The organism is Streptomyces sp. NBC_00287 (genome assembly GCF_036173105.1).
Classification (GTDB): domain Bacteria; phylum Actinomycetota; class Actinomycetes; order Streptomycetales; family Streptomycetaceae; genus Streptomyces.
In genome coordinates, this window is sequence record NZ_CP108053.1 from 4,043,673 (window position 1) to 4,062,251 (window position 18,579).

The 18,579-nt window shown below is 70.7% G+C and carries 16 protein-coding genes and 1 tRNA gene; 11 read left to right on the forward strand and 6 right to left on the reverse strand.

What is annotated here, in order from left to right; all coding sequences use genetic code 11:
- Positions 1-66: 66 nt before the first annotated feature.
- Both OHT76_RS18310 and OHT76_RS18315 read right to left on the reverse strand, forming a co-directional pair.
- Positions 67-2,883 carry an SUKH-4 family immunity protein gene (locus OHT76_RS18310; RefSeq protein ID WP_328871905.1) on the reverse strand — a complete coding sequence of 939 codons (2,817 nt, stop codon included), beginning with the start codon at positions 2,881-2,883 and terminating at the stop codon, positions 67-69.
- 8 nt (positions 2,884-2,891) lie between these two features.
- The gene (locus OHT76_RS18315) at positions 2,892-3,887 is read right to left on the reverse strand and encodes an SMI1/KNR4 family protein (RefSeq protein WP_328871906.1); all 996 of its coding nucleotides are present in this window, start codon (positions 3,885-3,887) and stop codon (positions 2,892-2,894) included.
- Positions 3,888-4,175: 288 nt separating this feature from the next.
- Between OHT76_RS18315 and OHT76_RS18320 the strand changes: the two genes are divergently transcribed.
- Both OHT76_RS18320 and OHT76_RS18325 read left to right on the forward strand, forming a co-directional pair.
- Positions 4,176-4,712 carry a YwqJ-related putative deaminase gene (locus OHT76_RS18320; RefSeq protein ID WP_328871907.1) on the forward strand — a complete coding sequence of 179 codons (537 nt, stop codon included), beginning with the start codon at positions 4,176-4,178 and terminating at the stop codon, positions 4,710-4,712.
- Positions 4,713-4,763: 51 nt separating this feature from the next.
- Positions 4,764-5,258 carry an SUKH-3 domain-containing protein gene (locus OHT76_RS18325; RefSeq protein ID WP_328871908.1) on the forward strand — a complete coding sequence of 165 codons (495 nt, stop codon included), beginning with the start codon at positions 4,764-4,766 and terminating at the stop codon, positions 5,256-5,258.
- A gap of 37 nt (positions 5,259-5,295) precedes the next feature.
- Here OHT76_RS18325 and OHT76_RS18330 read toward each other — a convergent pair whose 3' ends face one another.
- Entirely contained in the window at positions 5,296-6,612 is a 1,317-nt protein-coding gene (locus OHT76_RS18330) for a sensor histidine kinase (protein WP_328871909.1), read from the reverse strand.
- A 331-nt stretch (positions 6,613-6,943) separates the two neighbouring features.
- Here OHT76_RS18330 and OHT76_RS18335 point away from each other — a divergent pair.
- From OHT76_RS18335 to OHT76_RS18365, 7 genes are all read left to right on the forward strand, one after another.
- Positions 6,944-7,015: transfer RNA gene (locus OHT76_RS18335), tRNA-Gln, on the forward strand.
- Positions 7,016-7,141: 126 nt separating this feature from the next.
- Positions 7,142-8,590 carry a bifunctional UDP-N-acetylglucosamine diphosphorylase/glucosamine-1-phosphate N-acetyltransferase GlmU gene (glmU, locus tag OHT76_RS18340; protein ID WP_328871910.1) on the forward strand — a complete coding sequence of 483 codons (1,449 nt, stop codon included), beginning with the start codon at positions 7,142-7,144 and terminating at the stop codon, positions 8,588-8,590.
- 144 nt (positions 8,591-8,734) lie between these two features.
- The gene (locus OHT76_RS18345; protein WP_328871911.1) at positions 8,735-9,715 is read left to right on the forward strand and encodes a ribose-phosphate diphosphokinase; all 981 of its coding nucleotides are present in this window, start codon (positions 8,735-8,737) and stop codon (positions 9,713-9,715) included.
- 175 nt (positions 9,716-9,890) lie between these two features.
- The gene (locus tag OHT76_RS18350; RefSeq protein ID WP_328871912.1) at positions 9,891-10,487 is read left to right on the forward strand and encodes a 50S ribosomal protein L25/general stress protein Ctc; all 597 of its coding nucleotides are present in this window, start codon (positions 9,891-9,893) and stop codon (positions 10,485-10,487) included.
- A gap of 74 nt (positions 10,488-10,561) precedes the next feature.
- Positions 10,562-11,164, forward strand: coding sequence for an aminoacyl-tRNA hydrolase (gene pth / locus OHT76_RS18355; RefSeq protein WP_328871913.1), 603 nt, complete (start codon positions 10,562-10,564; stop codon positions 11,162-11,164).
- A gap of 93 nt (positions 11,165-11,257) precedes the next feature.
- Positions 11,258-11,746, forward strand: a complete 489-nt coding sequence (locus OHT76_RS18360) for a hypothetical protein (protein ID WP_328871914.1) — start codon at positions 11,258-11,260, stop codon at positions 11,744-11,746.
- 146 nt (positions 11,747-11,892) lie between these two features.
- On the forward strand, positions 11,893-12,558 hold the full coding sequence (locus tag OHT76_RS18365; RefSeq protein WP_328871915.1) for an LPXTG cell wall anchor domain-containing protein: 666 nt from the start codon (positions 11,893-11,895) through the stop codon (positions 12,556-12,558).
- An 89-nt stretch (positions 12,559-12,647) separates the two neighbouring features.
- Here the strand turns inward: OHT76_RS18365 and ppc are convergent, their stop codons facing one another.
- Positions 12,648-15,389: a phosphoenolpyruvate carboxylase gene (gene ppc / locus OHT76_RS18370; RefSeq protein WP_328871916.1), complete on the reverse strand. Its 2,742-nt coding sequence runs from the start codon at positions 15,387-15,389 to the stop codon at positions 12,648-12,650.
- Between the two features lie 311 nt (positions 15,390-15,700).
- Between ppc and OHT76_RS18375 the strand changes: the two genes are divergently transcribed.
- Entirely contained in the window at positions 15,701-16,711 is a 1,011-nt protein-coding gene (locus OHT76_RS18375) for an acyl-CoA desaturase (protein ID WP_328871917.1), read from the forward strand.
- Positions 16,708-17,382 carry a TetR/AcrR family transcriptional regulator gene (locus OHT76_RS18380; RefSeq protein ID WP_328871918.1) on the forward strand — a complete coding sequence of 225 codons (675 nt, stop codon included), beginning with the start codon at positions 16,708-16,710 and terminating at the stop codon, positions 17,380-17,382. Before OHT76_RS18375 ends, OHT76_RS18380 begins: the two co-directional genes overlap by 4 nt.
- Here OHT76_RS18380 and OHT76_RS18385 read toward each other — a convergent pair.
- A complete protein-coding gene (locus tag OHT76_RS18385; protein WP_328871919.1) occupies positions 17,379-17,732 on the reverse strand; it encodes a glyoxalase in 354 nt (117 codons plus the stop codon). The two genes, OHT76_RS18380 and OHT76_RS18385, sit on opposite strands and share 4 nt — an antisense overlap.
- Positions 17,732-18,526: a trans-aconitate 2-methyltransferase gene (locus tag OHT76_RS18390; RefSeq protein ID WP_443049806.1), complete on the reverse strand. Its 795-nt coding sequence runs from the start codon at positions 18,524-18,526 to the stop codon at positions 17,732-17,734. The genes OHT76_RS18385 and OHT76_RS18390 overlap by 1 nt, the downstream gene beginning before the upstream one ends.
- Between the last annotated feature and the right edge of the window lie 53 nt (positions 18,527-18,579).

Below are 18,579 nucleotides of genomic sequence, written 5' to 3' on the forward strand. Positions count from 1 at the left end.
AAGCCGGGTCCGGTCGTCATGACCGAACCCGGCGTCCACGCGTGCGTGCCGCTCAGCGGCGGTGTGTCACAGCAGGCCGTCCCACATCTGCTCCAGCAGGACCGACCACCAGCTCTCCGGCGAACCGAGCGCCGCCGGGTCGAGGGCGGCCAGCTGGGCCTGGAAGTCGAGGGTCCAACGGCCCGCCTGCTCCTGGTTGAGACCGAACCGCAGCCGCCACATCCGGCCGAGCAGCGCCAGACAGCGCTGGAACTCGGGCAGTCCGGTGTTCACGAACTGCGGCGGCACCGGCGCCCCGCCCGGACCCGCCTCCACCGGCACGGCGACGATGTTGGCCGTGCCGTACTGCACACAGATCGCCCGGCCGAAGTCGCTGCCCATCACCAGGTACGAGCCCGCGTCCGCGGCCGGCTGCACCCCGCGCTCGGCCGCCAGCTCCGCCAGCGTCGGCACCGGCCGCCCCGGCTGGGCCTGCGCCCAGAAGAAGGGGCCCATGTCCATCGGCAGCCCCGCCGCGACCAAGGTGTGCGCCACGACCGGCGGCACGCCCTGCCGGGACACGGCGGCCTGCTCGAACCGGAACACCCCCGGCCCGAAAGCGGCCGCCAGTTCCTGCCCGATCCCCTCCGGCGGCAGCGGCGGCGCGGGCTGCACCTGCGGCAACGGCGCCCGCACCGGCGCGAGTCGCGCGGGACCGTCCGCCACCTGGTGCAACTCACCCTGGTGGGCAAGCAGCTGCTGCATACCCTGCTGCCGACTCGCGTGATCCGTGCCGTACGGCGCGATGCTCGCGATCCGCGCCTGCGGCCACTGCTCCCGGATCATCCGCGCGCAGTACGCACCCGGCAGCTCGCACGACTCCAGCTCGGTGTGCAGCTCCAGCACCTGGTCCGGCGGCACGTTCATGGCGCGCAGCTCGTGGAAGATCTGCCACTCCGGGTGCGGCGTACCCGGCGCCGAACGCCGGATCAGCTGCTGCTCGGAACCGTCCTGCGCGCGGTAGCGCAGCACGGCCTGGTACCCCGGGCCCACGGTCGGCTGACCGGTGGGCGGCTGCGGGTAGCCGTACGCCGGGGGCTGCTGACCGGGCATGGGCGCGGGCATCGGCTGACCCGGCGGCGGCATGGCGCCGGGCGGCATCGGCGGCTGGGGAGCTCCCGGTGCCATACCGGGGGCGCCCATCGGAGGCGCGGACAGCATGGTCTCCGCGTGGTGCACGGCACCGCGCCCACCACCGGGAGCACCACCCGCGCCGGGGGCACCCGGCACGCCCGGGGCGCCCGGGGGCTGGGGTGCGCCGGGGGCGCCAGGAGGCTGCGGGGCGCCGGGCGCGCCAGGCATGCCCGGGGCGCCCGGGACTCCAGGTGCGCCGGGCGGGTTCGGCATGCCCGGGGCGCTCGGCACACCGGGCGGGCCCGGAGGCTGCGGCACGCCCCCGCCCCCGCCCATCTGACTCGGATCGGCCAGCATCGTGGCCGCATGGTGCACACCGCCCGGAGGCGTCCCGCCAGGCGTACCCGGCGCACCGGGCGGCTTGGGGGCGCCCGGCGGAGTCGGTGCGCCCGGACCGGCCGGACCGTCGGGGCCCTCGGGGCCGAGCGCGGACACGAGTTGCGTGGGCACATACCCGCCCGCCGGCGTCCCCGGCGCGCCCGGACCGGACGGCGCGGGCGGCGGCGTGGCGCCCGGACGCGCACCCGGCGCTCCAGGGGCGCTGGGCGGAGGCGGCGGAGTCGCCCCGCCCCGCGCACGACGCGGCGGAGGCGCCGCCTTGCTCGTCGCGGCGTCGGCGATGTCCCCGGCGTTCGGCGCGAGCGGCCGACCCGGCGCACCCGCACCGGCCCCGTCGGGAGCGGCACCCGGGCCGCCCTGCGGGTAGCCGTAGGAGGACGCGCCCACGGGCGGCGGAGGCGTGGCGCCCGGAGGGGGCGTGCCCGGACCACCCGGGCCCTGCGGATAGCCGTACGACGGCGCACCCGGCGCGGGCGTACCGCCAGGCACACCAGGCGCGCCCGGCGCATACGGAGCTCCAGGCACCGGCGCACCCGGCGCACTCGGATCGTCGAGCGCCGGTGCCACCGCCGTCCGCGGAAGCTGGCTGCCCCCCGACATCAACGCCGTCTTCGCATCCGGAGCCGCGGGCGGCGGCGTGCTGTCGTCCAGCTCGCTCAGCGGCGGCGCGAACACGGTCGCGGGCAGCGGTACGGAACGGTCCTCACCGGCGTCCGCGTTGGTGTCCGTACCGGCCCAGGGAGTCGCCCCGGCCGGCGCACCCGGCGAACCGTGCGCCCCCGCAGGCACTCCCGCGCCCGCCTGAGCCCCGGCACCACCACCGTCACCACTCGCGCCGGCGTCCGGCCAAGCCGCACCACCAGCACCGGAACCGGCACCCGCACCCGGCACCCCGGCCTGCGTCTCAGGAAGCCCCCCGGCGCCCACACCAGCCCCCGAGCCAGATCCCCCGGACGCAGCTGCACCCCCCGACGTGTCCCCACCCCGGCGCCCAGGAATCCCCAGCTGATCCGCCGCCTCCTGCAACCACTCCGGAGGAGTCAGCAGGAACGACGTCTGGTTCAGATCCACCCGCGCCGGAGCCGCCGGCGCCGGTTCGGGCGCCGCGTCCGGGCGGCCGTACTCCTCCTCGTACCGGCGGATCACCTCGCCCACCGGCAGCGCGGGCCACAGGGTCGCCTCGCCGCTGTCCCGGGCGAGGACCAGCCGCTGGGCGCCGCCGTCCGAGCGCGGTCCGTCCGCGCGGTCCTCGGCCCAGACCACGAAGCCGAGCTCGAACTCCCGTACCCGCACCTCGCGGTGCTGGTACGAGGGCACATCGCCGTTGACCCATTCCTCCGCGCGCTCCTGCGCCTGAGCGAACGTCACCATCGCGAAACTCACTCCCCCGACCCGGAAGTAGACACGGACACGGCACGGGCGAAACCGCCGTCGACCATCAGGTTCGCCACCGTCTCCAACTCGGGCGGAGAGCCCGCCAGCCGGGACAGAAACGCATCGAAGTCCTCACCGCACGGCAGCAGCAGCCGCTCCACCCGATCCGCCGGCGCCCAGGAGGGATCGACATCCCGCGCGTCGTCGTACGCGCAGAACCACACCGAACCGATCCGCTCGCCCTTCACCTTCACGGCCAGCAGGCCGCCCTGGACGAAGCCGACGCACAGATAGTCCTTGGTCAGATGGTCCCGCAGGCACTTGTTGACGTAGACCAGGTCATTGACCGCCGCCTCCTCGCGCACCGTGAAGAACGGCTGGTCGATCAGCAGCCCCAACTCCGCGTCCAGCGCCGTCCCGACCGGCGCGCAGCCGCCCGCCGCCTTCAGGAACGAGCGGTACGCGCCCGGCAGCCGGTATCCGAGGTCCTCCTCGACACCCAGCACCTGCGACTCGCTCACCGCCACACCGGACTTGGGCAGACCGACATGCGCCGGACGCGTCTCCTGGAGCGGACGCGTGCCCCGCTTGTTCTGGTCCACCGGCGCCGTCGCGATCCCGCCGTGATGCCGCAGCAGCGCCTTGACCTCGACCGGAACCAGCTCGAGACGCCGTGAACCCAGCGCGTGATGCCAGGTCCAGCCGTGCGGCGTCGCCACCGACGGCACCGTGTCCCACAGCTCATGACCGGAGGCCGCCAGCGCCGCGTTCGCCGACACATAGTCCGTCAGGCGCAGTTCGTCGACGCCGAAACCCTCCGGCGGATCCGCGATCTCCGCGGCCGCCCGCGCGTAGGGCGAGAAGTCGGGATAGCCGTGCTCGTCGATCCGCACCCCTCTCGGGTGACGGGCGGCCCGTACCGGGTCCGGGAAGTGCACGACCTGCCCGGCGTAGGCCGCGTTCGGCGGCGCGGCTCGCTGCCCGAGCCGACCTGTCGTCATGGCGGTTGCCCCCTGCGGCGTTCTGGTACGGCACGCAATGACCCTCCTCGGCCACTACGCCCCGTATCTACTGGCTCCACGCGTCAACCGCATGGATCGCGGTGCCGACAGCCTATGCGGTACGACGACACGGGTCACCGGGCACCGGTCAGGGCCCTTCCGCTTCCGTGACCAGCCGTCACCCTGCCGTGACAGCCCGCCCAAACGCGGGCGTGTCGCACCGCCCCAGCTTCCGCACCAGCCACGCCATTTGGCACTCTGTGTCGTCCGGGGGGATGCACGGAGGGGATGACGATCATGAACGCGACGCAGACAGGACCACATGGGGGCCCGAAAACCAGGCCGTCCGGCGACCCCCGTATCGGCTGGAGCGCCACCGAGATCCCGCACGCTCCCACCCTGCGCCACCGTCGTGACGGCATACTCCCCACGGTCGCGGCCGCCCTCTCGGTCCGCGGCGCCACCCTCACCGGCACCGCCGCCCGCGGCGACCAGCCGCCCGCGCTGCACCCGCTTGTCCAGGACTTCCTGGACACGCTGACCAGTGCCCAACGCGACCGTTTCACCGGCCGCTGCGCCGAGACGATCCTGATCTCCCGGCACATCGCCGCCACCGACGCCGCCCGCAGCAAACGTGCCGCCCGCAAACCGATGACCAACGGCGAGGCACGCAAGGCCCTCAAGCAGGCCAAGCTCACCGCCCGCCGCATCCGCGAGGACGGCGACCCGCTGCACGGCAGCTTCGCCGCCCCCTGCCGCGCCTGCACCGCCCTCAGCGCGCACTTCGGCGTCCGTGTCGTCGATCCCACGACGACCGACGACTGACACCAGACCTAAATAGCCGGACATGCCGGACTCCCGCACGATCGAGGGCAGATGCAATCGGACCGCACCTCCACCACCCGCTTCCCCGTCCCCGTCGACGCCGCCCTGCGCGCCGCCGGCTGGCAGCCCGGACGCTGGGACATCAAACAGGCCGAGATCTGGGCCGACGCCCTGCGCGACCACGCCTCGCCGGCGGGGCACCGGCACACCGTCTTCCCCGCCGCGGTGGAGGCATGGGCGGAGTTCGGCGGACTGCACATCGCCCCGCCGGGACCCGGCCGCCAGGTCGCCCCGGCCGGCATGCACCTCGACCCGCTGCACGGCCTGCACATGGCCCGCACCCTCGGCGACCTCGGCCGCGCCCTCGACACCGAGGTCTGCCCCCTCGGCGCCGAGACCGACACCCAGGGCCTGCTCGCCATCGACGCCGAGGGCCGCGTCTACACCCTCGACCACACCGGCGACTGGTATCTCGGCCCCGACATCGACATGGCCCTGACCACGCTGGTCGCGGGCGCGGCACCGGTACGGCTCACCGCGGGCTGAGCCGCCACAACAAGCCGTAAAGAGCCACAAAAAGCCATCAGGCCGCCGGAATCACTGCCGACACCCGAAACCCCCCGGCATCCGTCGGACCCGACACAAACACCCCGCCCAGCGCCGAGACCCGCTCCTTCATCCCCACCAGACCGTTCCCGCCCGACGGCAGCCGCGCCGAGGACGCGGACGCCACTTCCGGCGGCGGCTCGTTCTCCACCTGCATCGCGATCTCGGAGACCCGGTGGGCAAGCCGTACGTGCGTCTTGGCGCCCGCCGCATGCTTGTGGACGTTGGTGAGCGCCTCCTGCACCACGCGGTACGCCGTCTGCTCCACCTCGGGCGCATAGCTGCGTACGTCGCCCTCGACCGAAAGGTCCACGACCATCCCCGCCGCCGCGGACTGCCCGATCAGCTCATCCAGTTCCGACAGACACGGGCCATCGGCCGACGCCCCCTCGTCCTCCGCGGCCCGCGAAGCCGCCGCCGCGGCCGCCGCACCGACCGCCGCGAGCGGCACCGCCCGCCGCCGCTCGACGACACCGTCACCGGCACGCAGCACCCCGAGCATCTCCCGCAGCTCGGTCAGCGCCTGACGGCCCATGTCCCCGACCAGGGCAGCGTTCTTGACGGCCTTCTCCGGATCCTTACGAGCCACCGCCTGCAACGCCGCCGCATGCACCACCATCAGGCTCACCCGGTGCGCGACCACGTCGTGCATCTCCCGCGCGATCCGCGTGCGCTCCTCGCCGCGCGCCCACTCGGCCCGCTCCTCGGCACGCTCCGCAAGCAGTTGCAGCTCCCGCTCCAGACTGTCCGCCCGCTCCCGCAGCGACTCCATCAGCCGCCGCCGCGCGCCCACGTACAGCCCGAGCAGCAGCGGAGGCGCGGTCATCCCCAGCGAGGTCGTGATCGCGCCGAACGGCACGAACCAGTCCCCGAACTGCAGATCACCCTGGTCCACACCCTGACGCAGCCACACGAACGTCACGATCAACATGCCGACCTGGGACATCCCGGCCAGCGCCGCGATGATCCGCCGGGGCAGCTCCGAGGCGGCCAGGGTGTACAGGCCGACGATGATCATCAGGAAGCCCATCTGGGCCGGCATCACCGCGATCGAGACGAGCACGACCGCGATCGGCCACTTCCGCCGCACCACCAGCACCGAACCGGCCAGCACCCCGAACAGCACACCCACGAACGACGGAATCCCCGCATCCGCCGCAAAGCCGAACCCTTTCGCCCCGCACTCCAGCGCGGACACGGCCGCCAGACCGATATCCAGCACCGCACTACGCCACCTCGCCCACCACCACGGCCCGGCATGGGCCCCGGCGCGGTCTTCCCCCGTCGCGGTCATGCCTCCAGCCTACGGGCGGGGGGCGTGGCTTTTCCGGTGAGTTTCCGGGACTGGCCTACACCACACCGCGTGACCGACCGGACGCGAAACACCCCGAAATCCTTCGAACTGCCGAATCGCTCACCGTTCGAACCCGGAACAGATCATTCCACCCGGACGGTATGCCTATGGCACATCCACAGAGCAAATACGCCGACAACGAGGCAGGCGACCGAAGCGGCTACGTGAAGCAGAGTGCCGACTTGTACCGTCGCATGGAAGGCGCCTGGTACGGCATAGTAGGAGGCGCCGCTCGGCGACCTGACTAAGTGTCCGGTTTAGTCGAGTTTCTTCCCCCGTGGTGTAATTGGCAGCACTGTGGCTTTTGGTGCCATCTGTCCGGGTTCGAGTCCTGGCGGGGGAGCAATTGCTCGGTTCGGTCCTGGCTGTCAAAACCTCAGTCAAGGCCCGCTCCCATAACCCCCACGAAACGCCCCGGTATCCTGCGGATGTCCACCCCACCGCATCCCAAAAGCCGAAGGGCAACCCCGTGAGCGCCAATCGCCCGGCAGCCGTCGTCGTTCTCGCAGCGGGTGAGGGCACCCGTATGAAGTCGGCCACACCCAAGGTCCTGCACGAGATCTGCGGACGCAGCCTCGTGGGTCATGTGCTCGCCGCCGCGCGTGAGTTGCAGCCCGAGAATCTTGTCGTGGTCGTCGGCCACGCGCGCGAGAAGGTCAGCGCGCATCTCGCCGAGGTCGACGCCGAGGTGCGTACGGCCGTGCAGGCGCAGCAGAACGGCACCGGGCACGCCGTACGGATGGCTCTCGAGGAGCTCGGCGGTGCCGTCGACGGCACCGTTGTCGTCGTCTGTGGCGACACCCCGCTGCTCACCGGCGCCACCCTCCGGGCGCTCGCCGCCACCCACTCCGCCGACGGCAACGCCGTGACGGTGCTGACCGCCGAGGTGCCGGACGCGACCGGGTACGGCCGGATCGTGCGGGACGGGGCCTCCGGCGCTGTCACCGGGATCGTCGAGCACAAGGACGCCGGCGAGTCGCAGCGCGCGATCCGGGAGATCAACTCCGGGGTGTTCGCCTTCGACGGGCAGTTGCTCGCGGACGCGCTGGGGAAGGTGCGTACCGACAACAGCCAGGGCGAGGAGTACCTCACCGACGTCCTCGGGATTCTGCGTGAGGCCGGTCATCGCGTCGGCGCCTCGGTCGCCGGTGATCATCGTGAGATCGCCGGGATCAACAACCGTGTGCAGCTCTCGGAGGCGCGGCGGATTCTGAACGACCGGCTGCTCACCGAGGCCATGCTGGCCGGCGTGACGGTCGTGGATCCGGCGACCACCTGGGTCGATGTCACGGTGACCTTCGAGCAGGACGCCGTCGTGCTCCCGGGCACCCAACTGCTGGGCGCCACGCACCTCGGCGAGGGCGCGGAGGTGGGGCCGAACGCGCGGCTGACGGACACCTGGGTCGGTGCCGGGGCGCGCGTGGACAACACGGTGGCGGACCGGGCCGTGGTGGGTGCGGAGGCGACGGTGGGGCCGTACGCCTATCTGCGGCCGGGGACCCGGCTGGGCGCGAAGGGGAAGATCGGCACGTATGTCGAGACGAAGAACGCGTCCATCGGTGAGGGAACGAAGATCCCGCATCTGTCCTACGTCGGTGACGCGACGATCGGTGAGTACACGAACATCGGTGCCGCCAGCGTCTTCGTGAACTACGACGGGCAGGACAAGCACCACACCACGGTGGGGTCGCACTGCCGGACGGGTTCGGACAACATGTTTGTGGCTCCTGTCACGATCGGGGACGGTGCGTACACCGCCGCCGGGTCCGTGATCACGAAGGATGTGCCGCCCGGTTCGCTGGCCGTGGCCCGTGGTCAGCAGCGGAATATCGAGGGCTGGGTGGCCCGTAAGCGTCCGGGGAGCGCGGCGGCGAAGGCGGCCGAGGCGGCGTCCGGGGAGCCGGAAGGCGAAAGCTGACTGGAAACAGGTGCGTCTGGGACGGCGTACCGTGATAAGTGCACATCCGCACCTAACCAGCTGAGACGGCCGCTCGTTGCCAGTCGGGACGGGCTGGTGCGGCCTCTCGATATCCAGCTGAGACACCTCTGAGGAGACAGTGCTGTGACCGGGATCAAGACGACCGGCAAGAAGAAGATGATGTTCTTCTCCGGGCGCGCCCACCCCGAGCTTGCCGAGGAGGTCGCCCACCAGCTGGGTGTCGGGGTCGTCCCGACGAAGGCCTTCGACTTCGCCAATGGCGAGATCTATGTGCGCTATCAGGAGTCGGCGCGTGGTGCGGACTGCTTTGTGATCCAGAGCCACACGGCTCCGATCAATCAGTGGATCATGGAGCAGCTGATCATGATCGACGCGCTGAAGCGCGCGTCGGCCCGCTCCATCACGGTCATCGTGCCGTTCTACGGTTACGCGCGGCAGGACAAGAAGCACCGTGGCCGTGAACCGATCTCGGCGCGTCTGATCGCGGACCTGATGAAGACGGCGGGTGCGGACCGGATCCTGACGGTGGATCTGCACACCGACCAGATCCAGGGCTTCTTCGACGGGCCCGTGGACCATCTGTTCGCGCTGCCGCTGCTGGCGGACTACGTGGGCAGGAAGGTCGACCGGGAGAAGCTGACCGTGGTCTCCCCGGACGCCGGCCGGGTGCGGGTCGCCGACCGCTGGTGCGACCGGCTGGGCGCGCCGCTGGCGATCGTGCACAAGCGGCGTGACAAGGACGTGGCGAACCAGGTGACCGTCCACGAGGTCGTGGGTGAGGTCAAGGGCCGGGTGTGTGTGCTGGTCGACGACATGATCGACACCGGTGGCACGATCTGCGCCGCGGCCGACGCGCTGTTCGCGCACGGCGCGGAGGACGTCATCGTCACCGCCACCCACGGTGTGCTCTCGGGCCCGGCGGCGGACCGTCTGAAGAACTCGCGCGTCAGCGAGTTCGTGTTCACCAACACCCTGCCGACGCCGGGTGAGCTGGCCGGCGACCTCGACAAGATCACGGTGCTGTCGATCGCGCCGACGATCGCGAGCGCGGTGCGCGAGGTGTTCGAGGACGGTTCGGTCACGAGCCTGTTCGACGAGCAGTAAGCCGCTTGATCAATTTTCGTACGGCCTCCCCTGCCGAGTAGACTGCTGAAGTTGCTCGGCGAGGGAGGCCGTACTCATCGCGGTACGGCTGTCCGTTATCGACGCGCTCTTCGTAGCAGGCCGTTCGTGGCCGGGTGACCTTGTCCGTTTCTCACCCATACGAGGAGTGATCACTATGTCCGAGGTGAAGATCGCCGCCGAGACGCGCACCGAGTTCGGCAAGGGTGCGGCCCGCCGTATCCGCCGTGACAGCAAGGTTCCCGGTGTGCTGTACGGCCACGGTTCGGACCCGCTGCACCTGACCCTGCCGGGCCACGAGCTGCTGCTGGCGCTGCGTACGCCGAACGTCCTGATCGCCCTGGACATCGACGGCAAGACCAACGAGCTGGCGATCCCGAAGTCCGTGCAGCGCGACGCGATCAAGGGCTTCCTCGAGCACGTCGACCTGCTCCTGGTGAAGCGCGGCGAGAAGGTCAACGTCGAGATCCCGGTGCACACCGAGGGCGAGCTGGCCGCCGGTGGCAACCTGCTGGAGCACGTGCTGAACGCGCTTCCGGTCGAGGCCGAGGCCACGCACATCCCCGAGTCCGTCACCGTGTCCGTGGAGGGCCTGGTGGCCGGCGCCTCGGTGCTCGCCAAGGACATCACGCTGCCCAGCGGTGTGAAGCTGGCCGTCGACGAGGACGCGGTTGTTCTCCAGGTCCTGGCCGCGCAGGCCGAGGAGGCCCCGGAGGGCGAGGCCGCCGAGGGCGAAGAGGCCGCCGAGGCCTGATCCTCGCCCTCTGTTTTCGGTTCGTCAGCCGCTGCTTCCTCCGGGGAGCGGCGGCTGGCGCGTATCAAGGAGACATGTACGTGACGACCGACGCGAACGCCCCCTGGCTGATCGCGGGGCTCGGCAATCCGGGTCCGGAGTACGCCGCGAACCGGCACAACGTCGGGTTCATGGTGGTGGATCTGCTGGCCGAGCGGATCGGGGGGAGGTTCAAGCGGGCCGGGAAGGCGCAGGCGCAGGTCGTGGAGGGGCGGATCGGACCGCCGGGGCCGATGAACCGGCGGGTGATCCTAGTGAAGCCGATGTCGTTCATGAACCTCTCCGGGGGTCCGGTGAACGCGCTGAAGGACTTCTACAAGGTGCCCCTCGCCAATATCGTCGCGATCCACGACGAGCTCGACATCGACTACGGCACGCTGCGGCTGAAGTTCGGCGGCGGGGACAACGGGCACAACGGTCTGAAGTCGATGACGAAGGCGATGGGTCCGGACTATCACCGGGTGCGGTTCGGGATCGGCCGGCCGCCCGGGCGGATGCCGGTCGCCGACTTTGTGCTGAGGGACTTCTCGTCGACCGAGCGCAAGGAGCTGGACTACTTCGTGGACCGGGCGGCGGACGCGGTGGAGTGCCTGGTCATCGAGGGGTTGGAGCGGGCTCAGGGGACGTACAACTCGTAGCCGAACCAGACGTACAACTCGTAGCCGAACAAACAGGGTTCCCGCCCGGGCCGACATTGACTTTCCGCAAGGCGATGGCCAAGGATCGCGGCCATGCCTACCGCCGTCATGTCCAGCCAGGGCGCCGTCATCGCACTGCGGTTCGGACGCGTCGCGGCCATGGGTACGGTCGCGGCGCTGATCCTGATCGCGGGTGTGTGGGCGTCCTGGGGAACCGCCCAGCACGTAATGCTCACCAAGGGGCGCGAGAGCGGCACCGTCGAGGTGACCCGCTGCGCCGAGGACACCTGCACCGGCCCGTACTCGCCTCTCTCCCAGGGCTCGCAGCCCCGGGACCGTGTCGTCCTCGACCACACGGCCGCGGTCAGCAAGGGCCAGACCTACACGGTCGTCATCAAACCCGGCTCCGACGACGTCGTCCGCTCCGGCCCGTCCGGCATCCTCTACGCCTGGGTCCCGCTGGGCGGAGCGCTGCTGCTGGCCTCGGTCGTGGTGGCGGGCGGCCTACGGCGCACCCGGGCCGCGTGGGCACTGGCCGGCACGGGAATCACCCTGCTCACGGCGGCATTTCTGACGGTCTGAGCAGAGTTTCGGCGGTGCCGCGGCCGTAACCCTGTGAAGAAACCAAGTGTTGTCTGTTCGTGATTGACCCGGGGTCAGGTGCGGCTGGAAGCTGAGCCGCCCCCTCCACATCTTCTTCCCGTTCATTTCACGAAGATGGACTGCCCATGCGCACCCTCACCCGCGCCGGCGCCCTGTGCGCCGTCGCCACGGCGGCGATGCTCGTCGCCCCCGCCGCCCACGCCACCCCGCACGGGGACAACGGCACCGTGAAGATCCACGACGCCACCACCGACGAGGAGCTCCGCCACAACGAGCCGCATGTCTGCGAGTTCTACCTCGACGCGTTCGGCTTCGACGGCGGCCAGCAGGTCGACTGGCACATCGAGGCCTGGGCCCCGAGCGCCGACGTCAAGGGCGAGACCGTGAAGTCCGGCGAGCTCGCCCTGGACGCCGAGGGCCACGGCCGCAGCGAGGACATGACGCTGCCCGACGGCCACTACAAGCTGTTCTGGAACTTCGACGGCGAGAACGGTTCGGCCAAGCACAAGGTGTTCTGGACGGACTGCGAGGAGTCCGAGGAGCCCGAGGGCGGTACGACGCCTTCGGCCACGCCGTCCGACTCCACCGCGTCCCCGAGCGCCGAGCCCAGCGCGGAGCCCAGCGCCCCCGCCACCGAGGCCTCGGCGGCCCCCTCCCCGCAGGGCGGCGACAGCGGCGAGGGCGACCTCGCCGAGACGGGCAACGGCGCCCCGGTGGGCCTGCTGAGCGGGATCGCTGCCGCGCTGGTCGCCGGGGGCGGGTTCCTGATGTACCGCCGCCGCAAGGCCTGACGTACGGCATAAGAGGTACGACATAGGCCGTACGGCATAAAAGGCGCCCCCCGAGACTCTCGGGGGGCGCCTTTCCGTGTCGGGCCGGGTCAGCCGGTGTTGCGCAGCCCCGCCGCCACACCGTTCACCGTCAGCAGCAGTGCCCGGGACAGCAGCGGGTCCGCCTGCTCACCCGCGGCCGCCGCGTCGCGCTGGCGCTTGAGCAGGGCGACCTGGAGGTAGGAGATCGGGTCCAGGTAGGCGTCCCGGATGGAGAAGGTCTGCTTCAGCACCGGGGTCGCGTCCAGCAGTTCCGTCTCGCCCGTCACCTTCAGCACCTCGCGCACGGTCAGCTCGTGCTCGGCCCTGATGGTCTCGAACACGTGCTTGAGCTCGTCGGGGACGAGGGTGTCGACGTAGTGCTGGGCGATGCGCAGGTCGGTCTTGGCGAGCGTCATCTCGACGTTGGAGATGAAGTTGCGGAAGAAGTGCCACTGCCCGTGCATCTCGTCGAGCACGGTGTCGAGACCGGCTTCCCGCAGCGCCTTCAGGCCCGAGCCGACGCCGAACCAGCCCGGCACGATCTGCCGCGACTGGGTCCAGCCGAACACCCACGGGATGGCGCGCAGTCCGTCGAGGGAGACACCCGAGCCGGGGCGGCGGGAGGGCCGCGAGCCGAGGTGCAGGTCGGCGAGCTGGTCCACCGGCGTCGACGCGAGGAAGTACGTCGGCAGGTCCGGGTCCTCCACCAGGCGGCGGTAGGCGGCGTGAGCGGCGTCGGAGACCACGTCCATCGCCGCGTCCCAGCGGGCCAGCGCCTCGTCGGACTGTCGCGGGGCGGTGTGCAGGGCGGACGCCTGGAGCGTGGCCGCGACGGTCAGCTCCAGGTTCTCCCGGGCCAGCGACGGCACCAGGTACTTGTCGGAGATGACCTCGCCCTGCTCGGTCACCTTGATCTCGCCCTCCAGGGTGCCCCAGGGCTGGGCGAGGATCGCGTCGTGCGAGGGACCGCCACCGCGGCCGACGGTGCCGCCACGGCCGTGGAAGAGCCGCAGCCGTACGCCGTACCGGTGGGCGACGTCACGCAGCCGCCGCTGCGCCCGGTGGATCTCCCACTGGGACGTCGTGATGCCACCGAACTTGGAGGAGTCGGAGTAGCCGAGCATGACCTCCTGGACATCGCCGCGCAGGGCGACGAGCCGCCGGTAGGACGGGTCGGAGAGCATGTCCTCCAGGATCGTGTCGGCGGCCTTGAGCTCGTCCGTCGTCTCCAGCAGCGGCACGATGCCGATCTTCGCCCAGCCGGCGTGCAGATCGATCAGACCGGCCTCACGGGCCAGCACGGCGGCCGCGAACACATCGTCGGCGCCCTGGCACATCGAGATGATGTACGACTCGATGACCTCGGGCCCGAAGACCTCCAGGGCCTTCTTGACGGTCTGGAAGACGCCCAGGGTCTTCTCGCCGGCCGCGTCCACGGGCGCCGGCGTCCCGGCCAGCGGCCTCCTGGACCTCAGCTCCTTGGCGAGCAGCTTGCCCCGGTAGTCGCGCGGCATGTCGGCGTACCGCCAGGACTCCTCGCCGAGCCGGTCGAAGAGCTGGCCGAGGGCGTGGTGGTGGGCGTCGGCGTGCTCGCGGACGTCCATGGTGGCGAGCTGGAGGCCGAACGCGGACAGCGTGCGGATCGTCCGGTTCATCCGGCCGTCGGCGAACAGTCCGCCGCGGTGCTCTCGCAGCGAGGTCTGGATCAGCGTCAGGTCGCCGATCAGCTCGCTGGTGCCCAGGTAGTCGCGGCCCGTCTCGTGCGGGATGCCCTTGGCCAGGCGCGTCTTGGTGTTCTCCAGCTTCTGCCGGATGCAGGTGGCCTTGAGCCGGTAGGGCTCCTCGGCGTTCAGCCGCTTGTAGCGGGGGCTGATCTCGGGCAGCGCCTCCAGGTCGGCCTGGAGGGAGGCGAGCAGTTCCTCGGTGGCGCCGGAGTAGCGGATGGAGTTCGACAGGAAGCCGCGCAGCTCGTCGATCATCTCCAGGGCGTCGTTGATGCCGTGCTCGTGTTGGAGGATCAGCACGTCCCAGGTGACCTGGGGGGTGACGTTCGGGTTGCCGTCGCGGTCGCCGCCGATCCAGGTGCCGAAGGTGAGCGGCCGGGTGTCGTCGGGCAGCTTGACGCCGACCCGCTCCAGCTCGGCGGTGAGGTCTTCGAGTACGTCGCCGACGGCGCCCGCGTGCAGCTCGTCGAGGTAGTAGATCGCGTTACGGGCCTCGTCCGCCGGTTCCGGACGTACGACGCGCAGCTCGTCGGTCTGCCAGACGAGGTCGATGTTCTCCGCCAGACGGGTGTCGTAGCGCCGGCGGTCGGCCTCGATGACCGGGGTCTCCAGCAGCGCGGCGATACGCCGGAGCTTGTTCAGTACCGACCGGCGCGCCGCCTCGGTGGGGTGGGCGGTGAAGACCGGGCGGACGTTGAGGTGCTGCACCGTCGCGCGCAGGTGCTCGGGGTCGGCGTCCTTCAGCCGGTCGGCCGTACGGGCCAGCAGTCCGCCCTCGGCGGCGCGCTTGGCGCGCAGCTCGCGGCCGCGGTGCACCTGCTCGGTGACGTTGGCGAGGTGGAAGTAGGTGGAGAAGGCGCGGACCAGCTTGGCCGCGGTGTCGAGTTCGGTGCCGCGCAGCAGCTCCGCTGCGGCCTCGCCGTCCTCGCGGGTGAGTCGGCGGACCCTCTCGACCAGCTCGAGAAGCTCTGGACCCTCCTGCCTGACGAGAGTCTCGCCGAGGAGATCACCCAGGCGCCTGATGTCGGCGCGCAGCTCGCTGCTGGTCGACGTGGTGCTCGTAGTCAGGTCGTCGGCACTGCTCACAGGTGCGGCTCCTTGCAGTGTTGAAGCTCGTCCGGGAGGGAACCCGGAGCCACGTCTCGCGCGGCGGCTGCCGCATACGAGCCGGGGCATCCGGGAAGAATTCAGAGCGGACCGCGCTGTCCGACCGACTCCAAGGATAGGTGTCCGTCCGGACGCGCAGGCTCACGGGCTCTTGCCGCCGGGCGACGCGCTGCCATACTTACGACGCCGTAGGTTACGGAACCGTAGGGACCGATGTAACGGAACCAGGGCACGGTTCCCTCAACCACCCGGCATCTGACTCACCACCCTCGACCCCACAGGGGACGCCCATGACCACGAGCTCCGATGTGATCGAAGACGCCCCGCAGGCGAACGACGACACCACAGTCACCTCAGCAACGCTCGGCGGCGAGAAGAAGGGGTCGCTCGAACAGTTCGCGCTCCTGCTCTTCATCGTCGTCCCGTTCCTGGCGCTCGCCGCCGCGGTGCCGCTGGCCTGGGGCTGGGGTGTGAGCTGGCTCGACCTCGGTCTGCTGGTCTTCTTCTACTACTTCGCCTGCCACGGCGTGACGATCGGCTATCACCGGTACTTCACCCATGGCTCCTTCAAGGCCAAGCGCCCGCTGCGCATCGCGCTCGCCGTCGCGGGCTCGATGGCGGTCGAGGGCCCCCTCGTCCGCTGGGTCGCCGACCACCGCAAGCACCACAAGTTCTCCGACGCCGAGGGCGACCCGCACTCCCCGTGGCGTTACGGGGAGACCCTCCCGGCGCTGCTGAAGGGCCTGTGGTGGGCGCACATCGGCTGGATGTTCGACGAGGAGCGGACCCCGCAGGACAAGTACGCACCGGACCTGATCAAGGACCGGGCGATCCGCACGATCTCCCGTCAGTTCCTCTGGTGGACGGTTCTCTCGCTGGCCCTGCCCGCCCTGATCGGCGGTCTGGTGACGATGTCCTGGTGGGGCGCCTTCACGGGCTTCTTCTGGGGCTCGCTCGTCCGGGTGGCCCTGCTGCACCACGTCACCTGGTCGATCAACTCCATCTGCCACGCCGTCGGCAAGCGTCCCTTCAAGTCGCGGGACAAGTCGGGCAACGTGTGGTGGCTGGCGGTCCTGTCCTGTGGTGAGTCCTGGCACAACCTGCACCACGCCGACCCGACATCGGCGCGGCACGGGGTGATGCGCGGGCAGGTGGACTCCTCCGCGCGGCTCATCCGCTGGTTCGAGGTGGCGGGCTGGGCGTACGACGTGCGCTGGCCGTCACGCTCGCGTATCGATTCACGCCGGAAGACCGCGGAAGACGGCTCCCGAAGCGGGGCGGAGGCCGCGAAGGCGGCATGATTGACGCCGTGGCGACCGACTCCAGCAGTACCTCGAACGAGAAGCCGCGGCGTGCGCGTCGCACCCGGATGACCGGTGCGGAGCGCCGTCAGCAACTGCTGGAGATCGGTCGCACCCTCTTCGCCGCGAAGGGCTTCGAGGGCACGTCGGTGGAGGAGATCGCGGCGAAGGCCGGGGTCTCCAAACCGGTGGTGTACGAGCACTTCGGCGGCAAGGAGGGCCTGTACGCGGTGGTCGTGGACCGCGAGATGCGCCGACTGCTGGACATGGTCACGAGCTCCCTGACCGCCGGCCACCCCCGCGAACTGTGCGAGCAGGCGGCCTTCGCGCTCCTGGACTACATCGAGGAGTACACGGACGGCTTCCGCATCCTGGTCCGTGACTCCCCCATCCCCCAGTCGACGGGCTCCTTCGCCTCCCTGATCTCGGACATCGCCACCCAGGTGGAGGACATCCTGGGCCGCGAGTTCAAGAGCCGCGGCTTCGACCCCAAGCTGGCCCCCCTCTACGCCCAGGCCCTGGTCGGCATGGTCGCCCTGACCGGCCAGTGGTGGCTGGACGTCCGCCGCCCGAAGAAGGCGGAGGTGGCGGCCCATCTGGTGAACCTGGCCTGGCACGGCCTGGACGGCCTGGAGGCCAAGCCGCACTTGATAGGGCGCCGCAAGGCCTAAGGCAGCGGCTCCAGGAATTCGAGCCGGTTGCCGACGGGGTCGTGCGAGTAGAACCGCCGGTGCCCCGGCAGCTTGTCGTCCCAGGTGACCGTCGCTCCCCGGGCCCGGAGCCGGGTCTCGATACCGGTGACCCGCAGCCCGGGATGCGCCTTCCGGGCCGGCCGGAAGTCGCTCTCGATCCCCAGATGCAGCTGCACGGCCCCCGCCCGGAACCAGCACCCTCCGCGCGCCGCGAGCACGGGCGGTTTGGGGACCTCGGTCATGCCGAGGACGTCGACGTAGTAGGCGCGCAGCCGGTCCTCGGAGCCGGGTGGCGCCGCAAGCTGGACGTGGTCGACGGCGGTGAGCATCAGGCCTCCTTGCGGGCGACGGCGAAGATACGGCGGAAGGGGAACGCCGTGCCGTGCGGACCGGCCGGATAGGCCTCCCGCAGGGCGGCCCGGTACTCCTCGAGGAAGGCGTCCCGCGCCTGAGGTTCACCGGCGAGCGCGGTGAGGATGGGCCGCAGACCAGTCCCCTTGACCCAGTCCAGCACCGGATCCTCGCCCTGGAGCAGATGGACGTACGTCGTCTCCCAGGCGTCGACGGCGCAGCCGAGGTCGGTGAGCCTCTCCAGGTAGGCCTCCGGGGTGAGGACGGCGTCGTCGTGGCGCAGGGTGTCGGTGAGGCCGTACCGGCCTGCCAGCTCACGCATCAGCCGGTGGCTCGGGGAGTCGAAGTTCCCCGGCACCTGGAAGGCGAGGGTGCCGCCGGGGGCGAGCCCGGCGATCCAGTCGGCGAAACGGTCCGCGTGCCCCGGGACCCACTGCAGCGTGGCATTGCTGACGATCAGGTCGTACGGCTCCTCCGGTGCCCAGGTCCGCACGTCCGCGTGGGCGAAGTCGAGGCGCTCCCCGCCATGGTCCACGCGCGCCTTGTCGAGCATCTCTGCGGAGTTGTCGTAGCCGGTGATGTGCGCGGTGGGCCAGCGTTCGGCGAGGAGCGCGGTGACATTGCCCGGGCCGCAGCCCAGGTCGGCGATGCGGGGCCGAGCGCCGGGGAGCTCGGGGATCCGGGCCAGGAGGTCAAGGAAGGGACGGGCCCGGTGGCCGGCGTGACGCAGGTACTGGGCGGGGTCCCAGGTGGGAGTCGTCATGGCTCTCATCCTCCCCCATATTTACCTTCACATCAAGATGCTTGATATCAAGAGACTTCATG

Bases quoted from the DNA above. Each gene is read 5' to 3' on its own strand.
- OHT76_RS18310 (WP_328871905.1), bottom strand. From the start codon at position 2,883: ATGGTGACGTTCGCTCAGGCGCAGGAGCGCGCGGAGGAATGGGTCAAC.
- OHT76_RS18315 (WP_328871906.1), bottom strand. From the start codon at position 3,887: ATGACGACAGGTCGGCTCGGGCAGCGAGCCGCGCCGCCGAACGCGGCC.
- OHT76_RS18320 (WP_328871907.1), top strand. From the start codon at position 4,176: ATGACGATCATGAACGCGACGCAGACAGGACCACATGGGGGCCCGAAA.
- OHT76_RS18325 (WP_328871908.1), top strand. From the start codon at position 4,764: ATGCAATCGGACCGCACCTCCACCACCCGCTTCCCCGTCCCCGTCGAC.
- OHT76_RS18330 (WP_328871909.1), bottom strand. From the start codon at position 6,612: ATGACCGCGACGGGGGAAGACCGCGCCGGGGCCCATGCCGGGCCGTGG.
- OHT76_RS18350 (WP_328871912.1), top strand. From the start codon at position 9,891: ATGTCCGAGGTGAAGATCGCCGCCGAGACGCGCACCGAGTTCGGCAAG.
- pth (WP_328871913.1), top strand. From the start codon at position 10,562: ATGTACGTGACGACCGACGCGAACGCCCCCTGGCTGATCGCGGGGCTC.
- OHT76_RS18360 (WP_328871914.1), top strand. From the start codon at position 11,258: ATGCCTACCGCCGTCATGTCCAGCCAGGGCGCCGTCATCGCACTGCGG.
- OHT76_RS18365 (WP_328871915.1), top strand. From the start codon at position 11,893: ATGCGCACCCTCACCCGCGCCGGCGCCCTGTGCGCCGTCGCCACGGCG.
- OHT76_RS18375 (WP_328871917.1), top strand. From the start codon at position 15,701: ATGACCACGAGCTCCGATGTGATCGAAGACGCCCCGCAGGCGAACGAC.
- OHT76_RS18380 (WP_328871918.1), top strand. From the start codon at position 16,708: ATGATTGACGCCGTGGCGACCGACTCCAGCAGTACCTCGAACGAGAAG.
- OHT76_RS18385 (WP_328871919.1), bottom strand. From the start codon at position 17,732: ATGCTCACCGCCGTCGACCACGTCCAGCTTGCGGCGCCACCCGGCTCC.
- OHT76_RS18390 (WP_443049806.1), bottom strand. From the start codon at position 18,526: ATGAGAGCCATGACGACTCCCACCTGGGACCCCGCCCAGTACCTGCGT.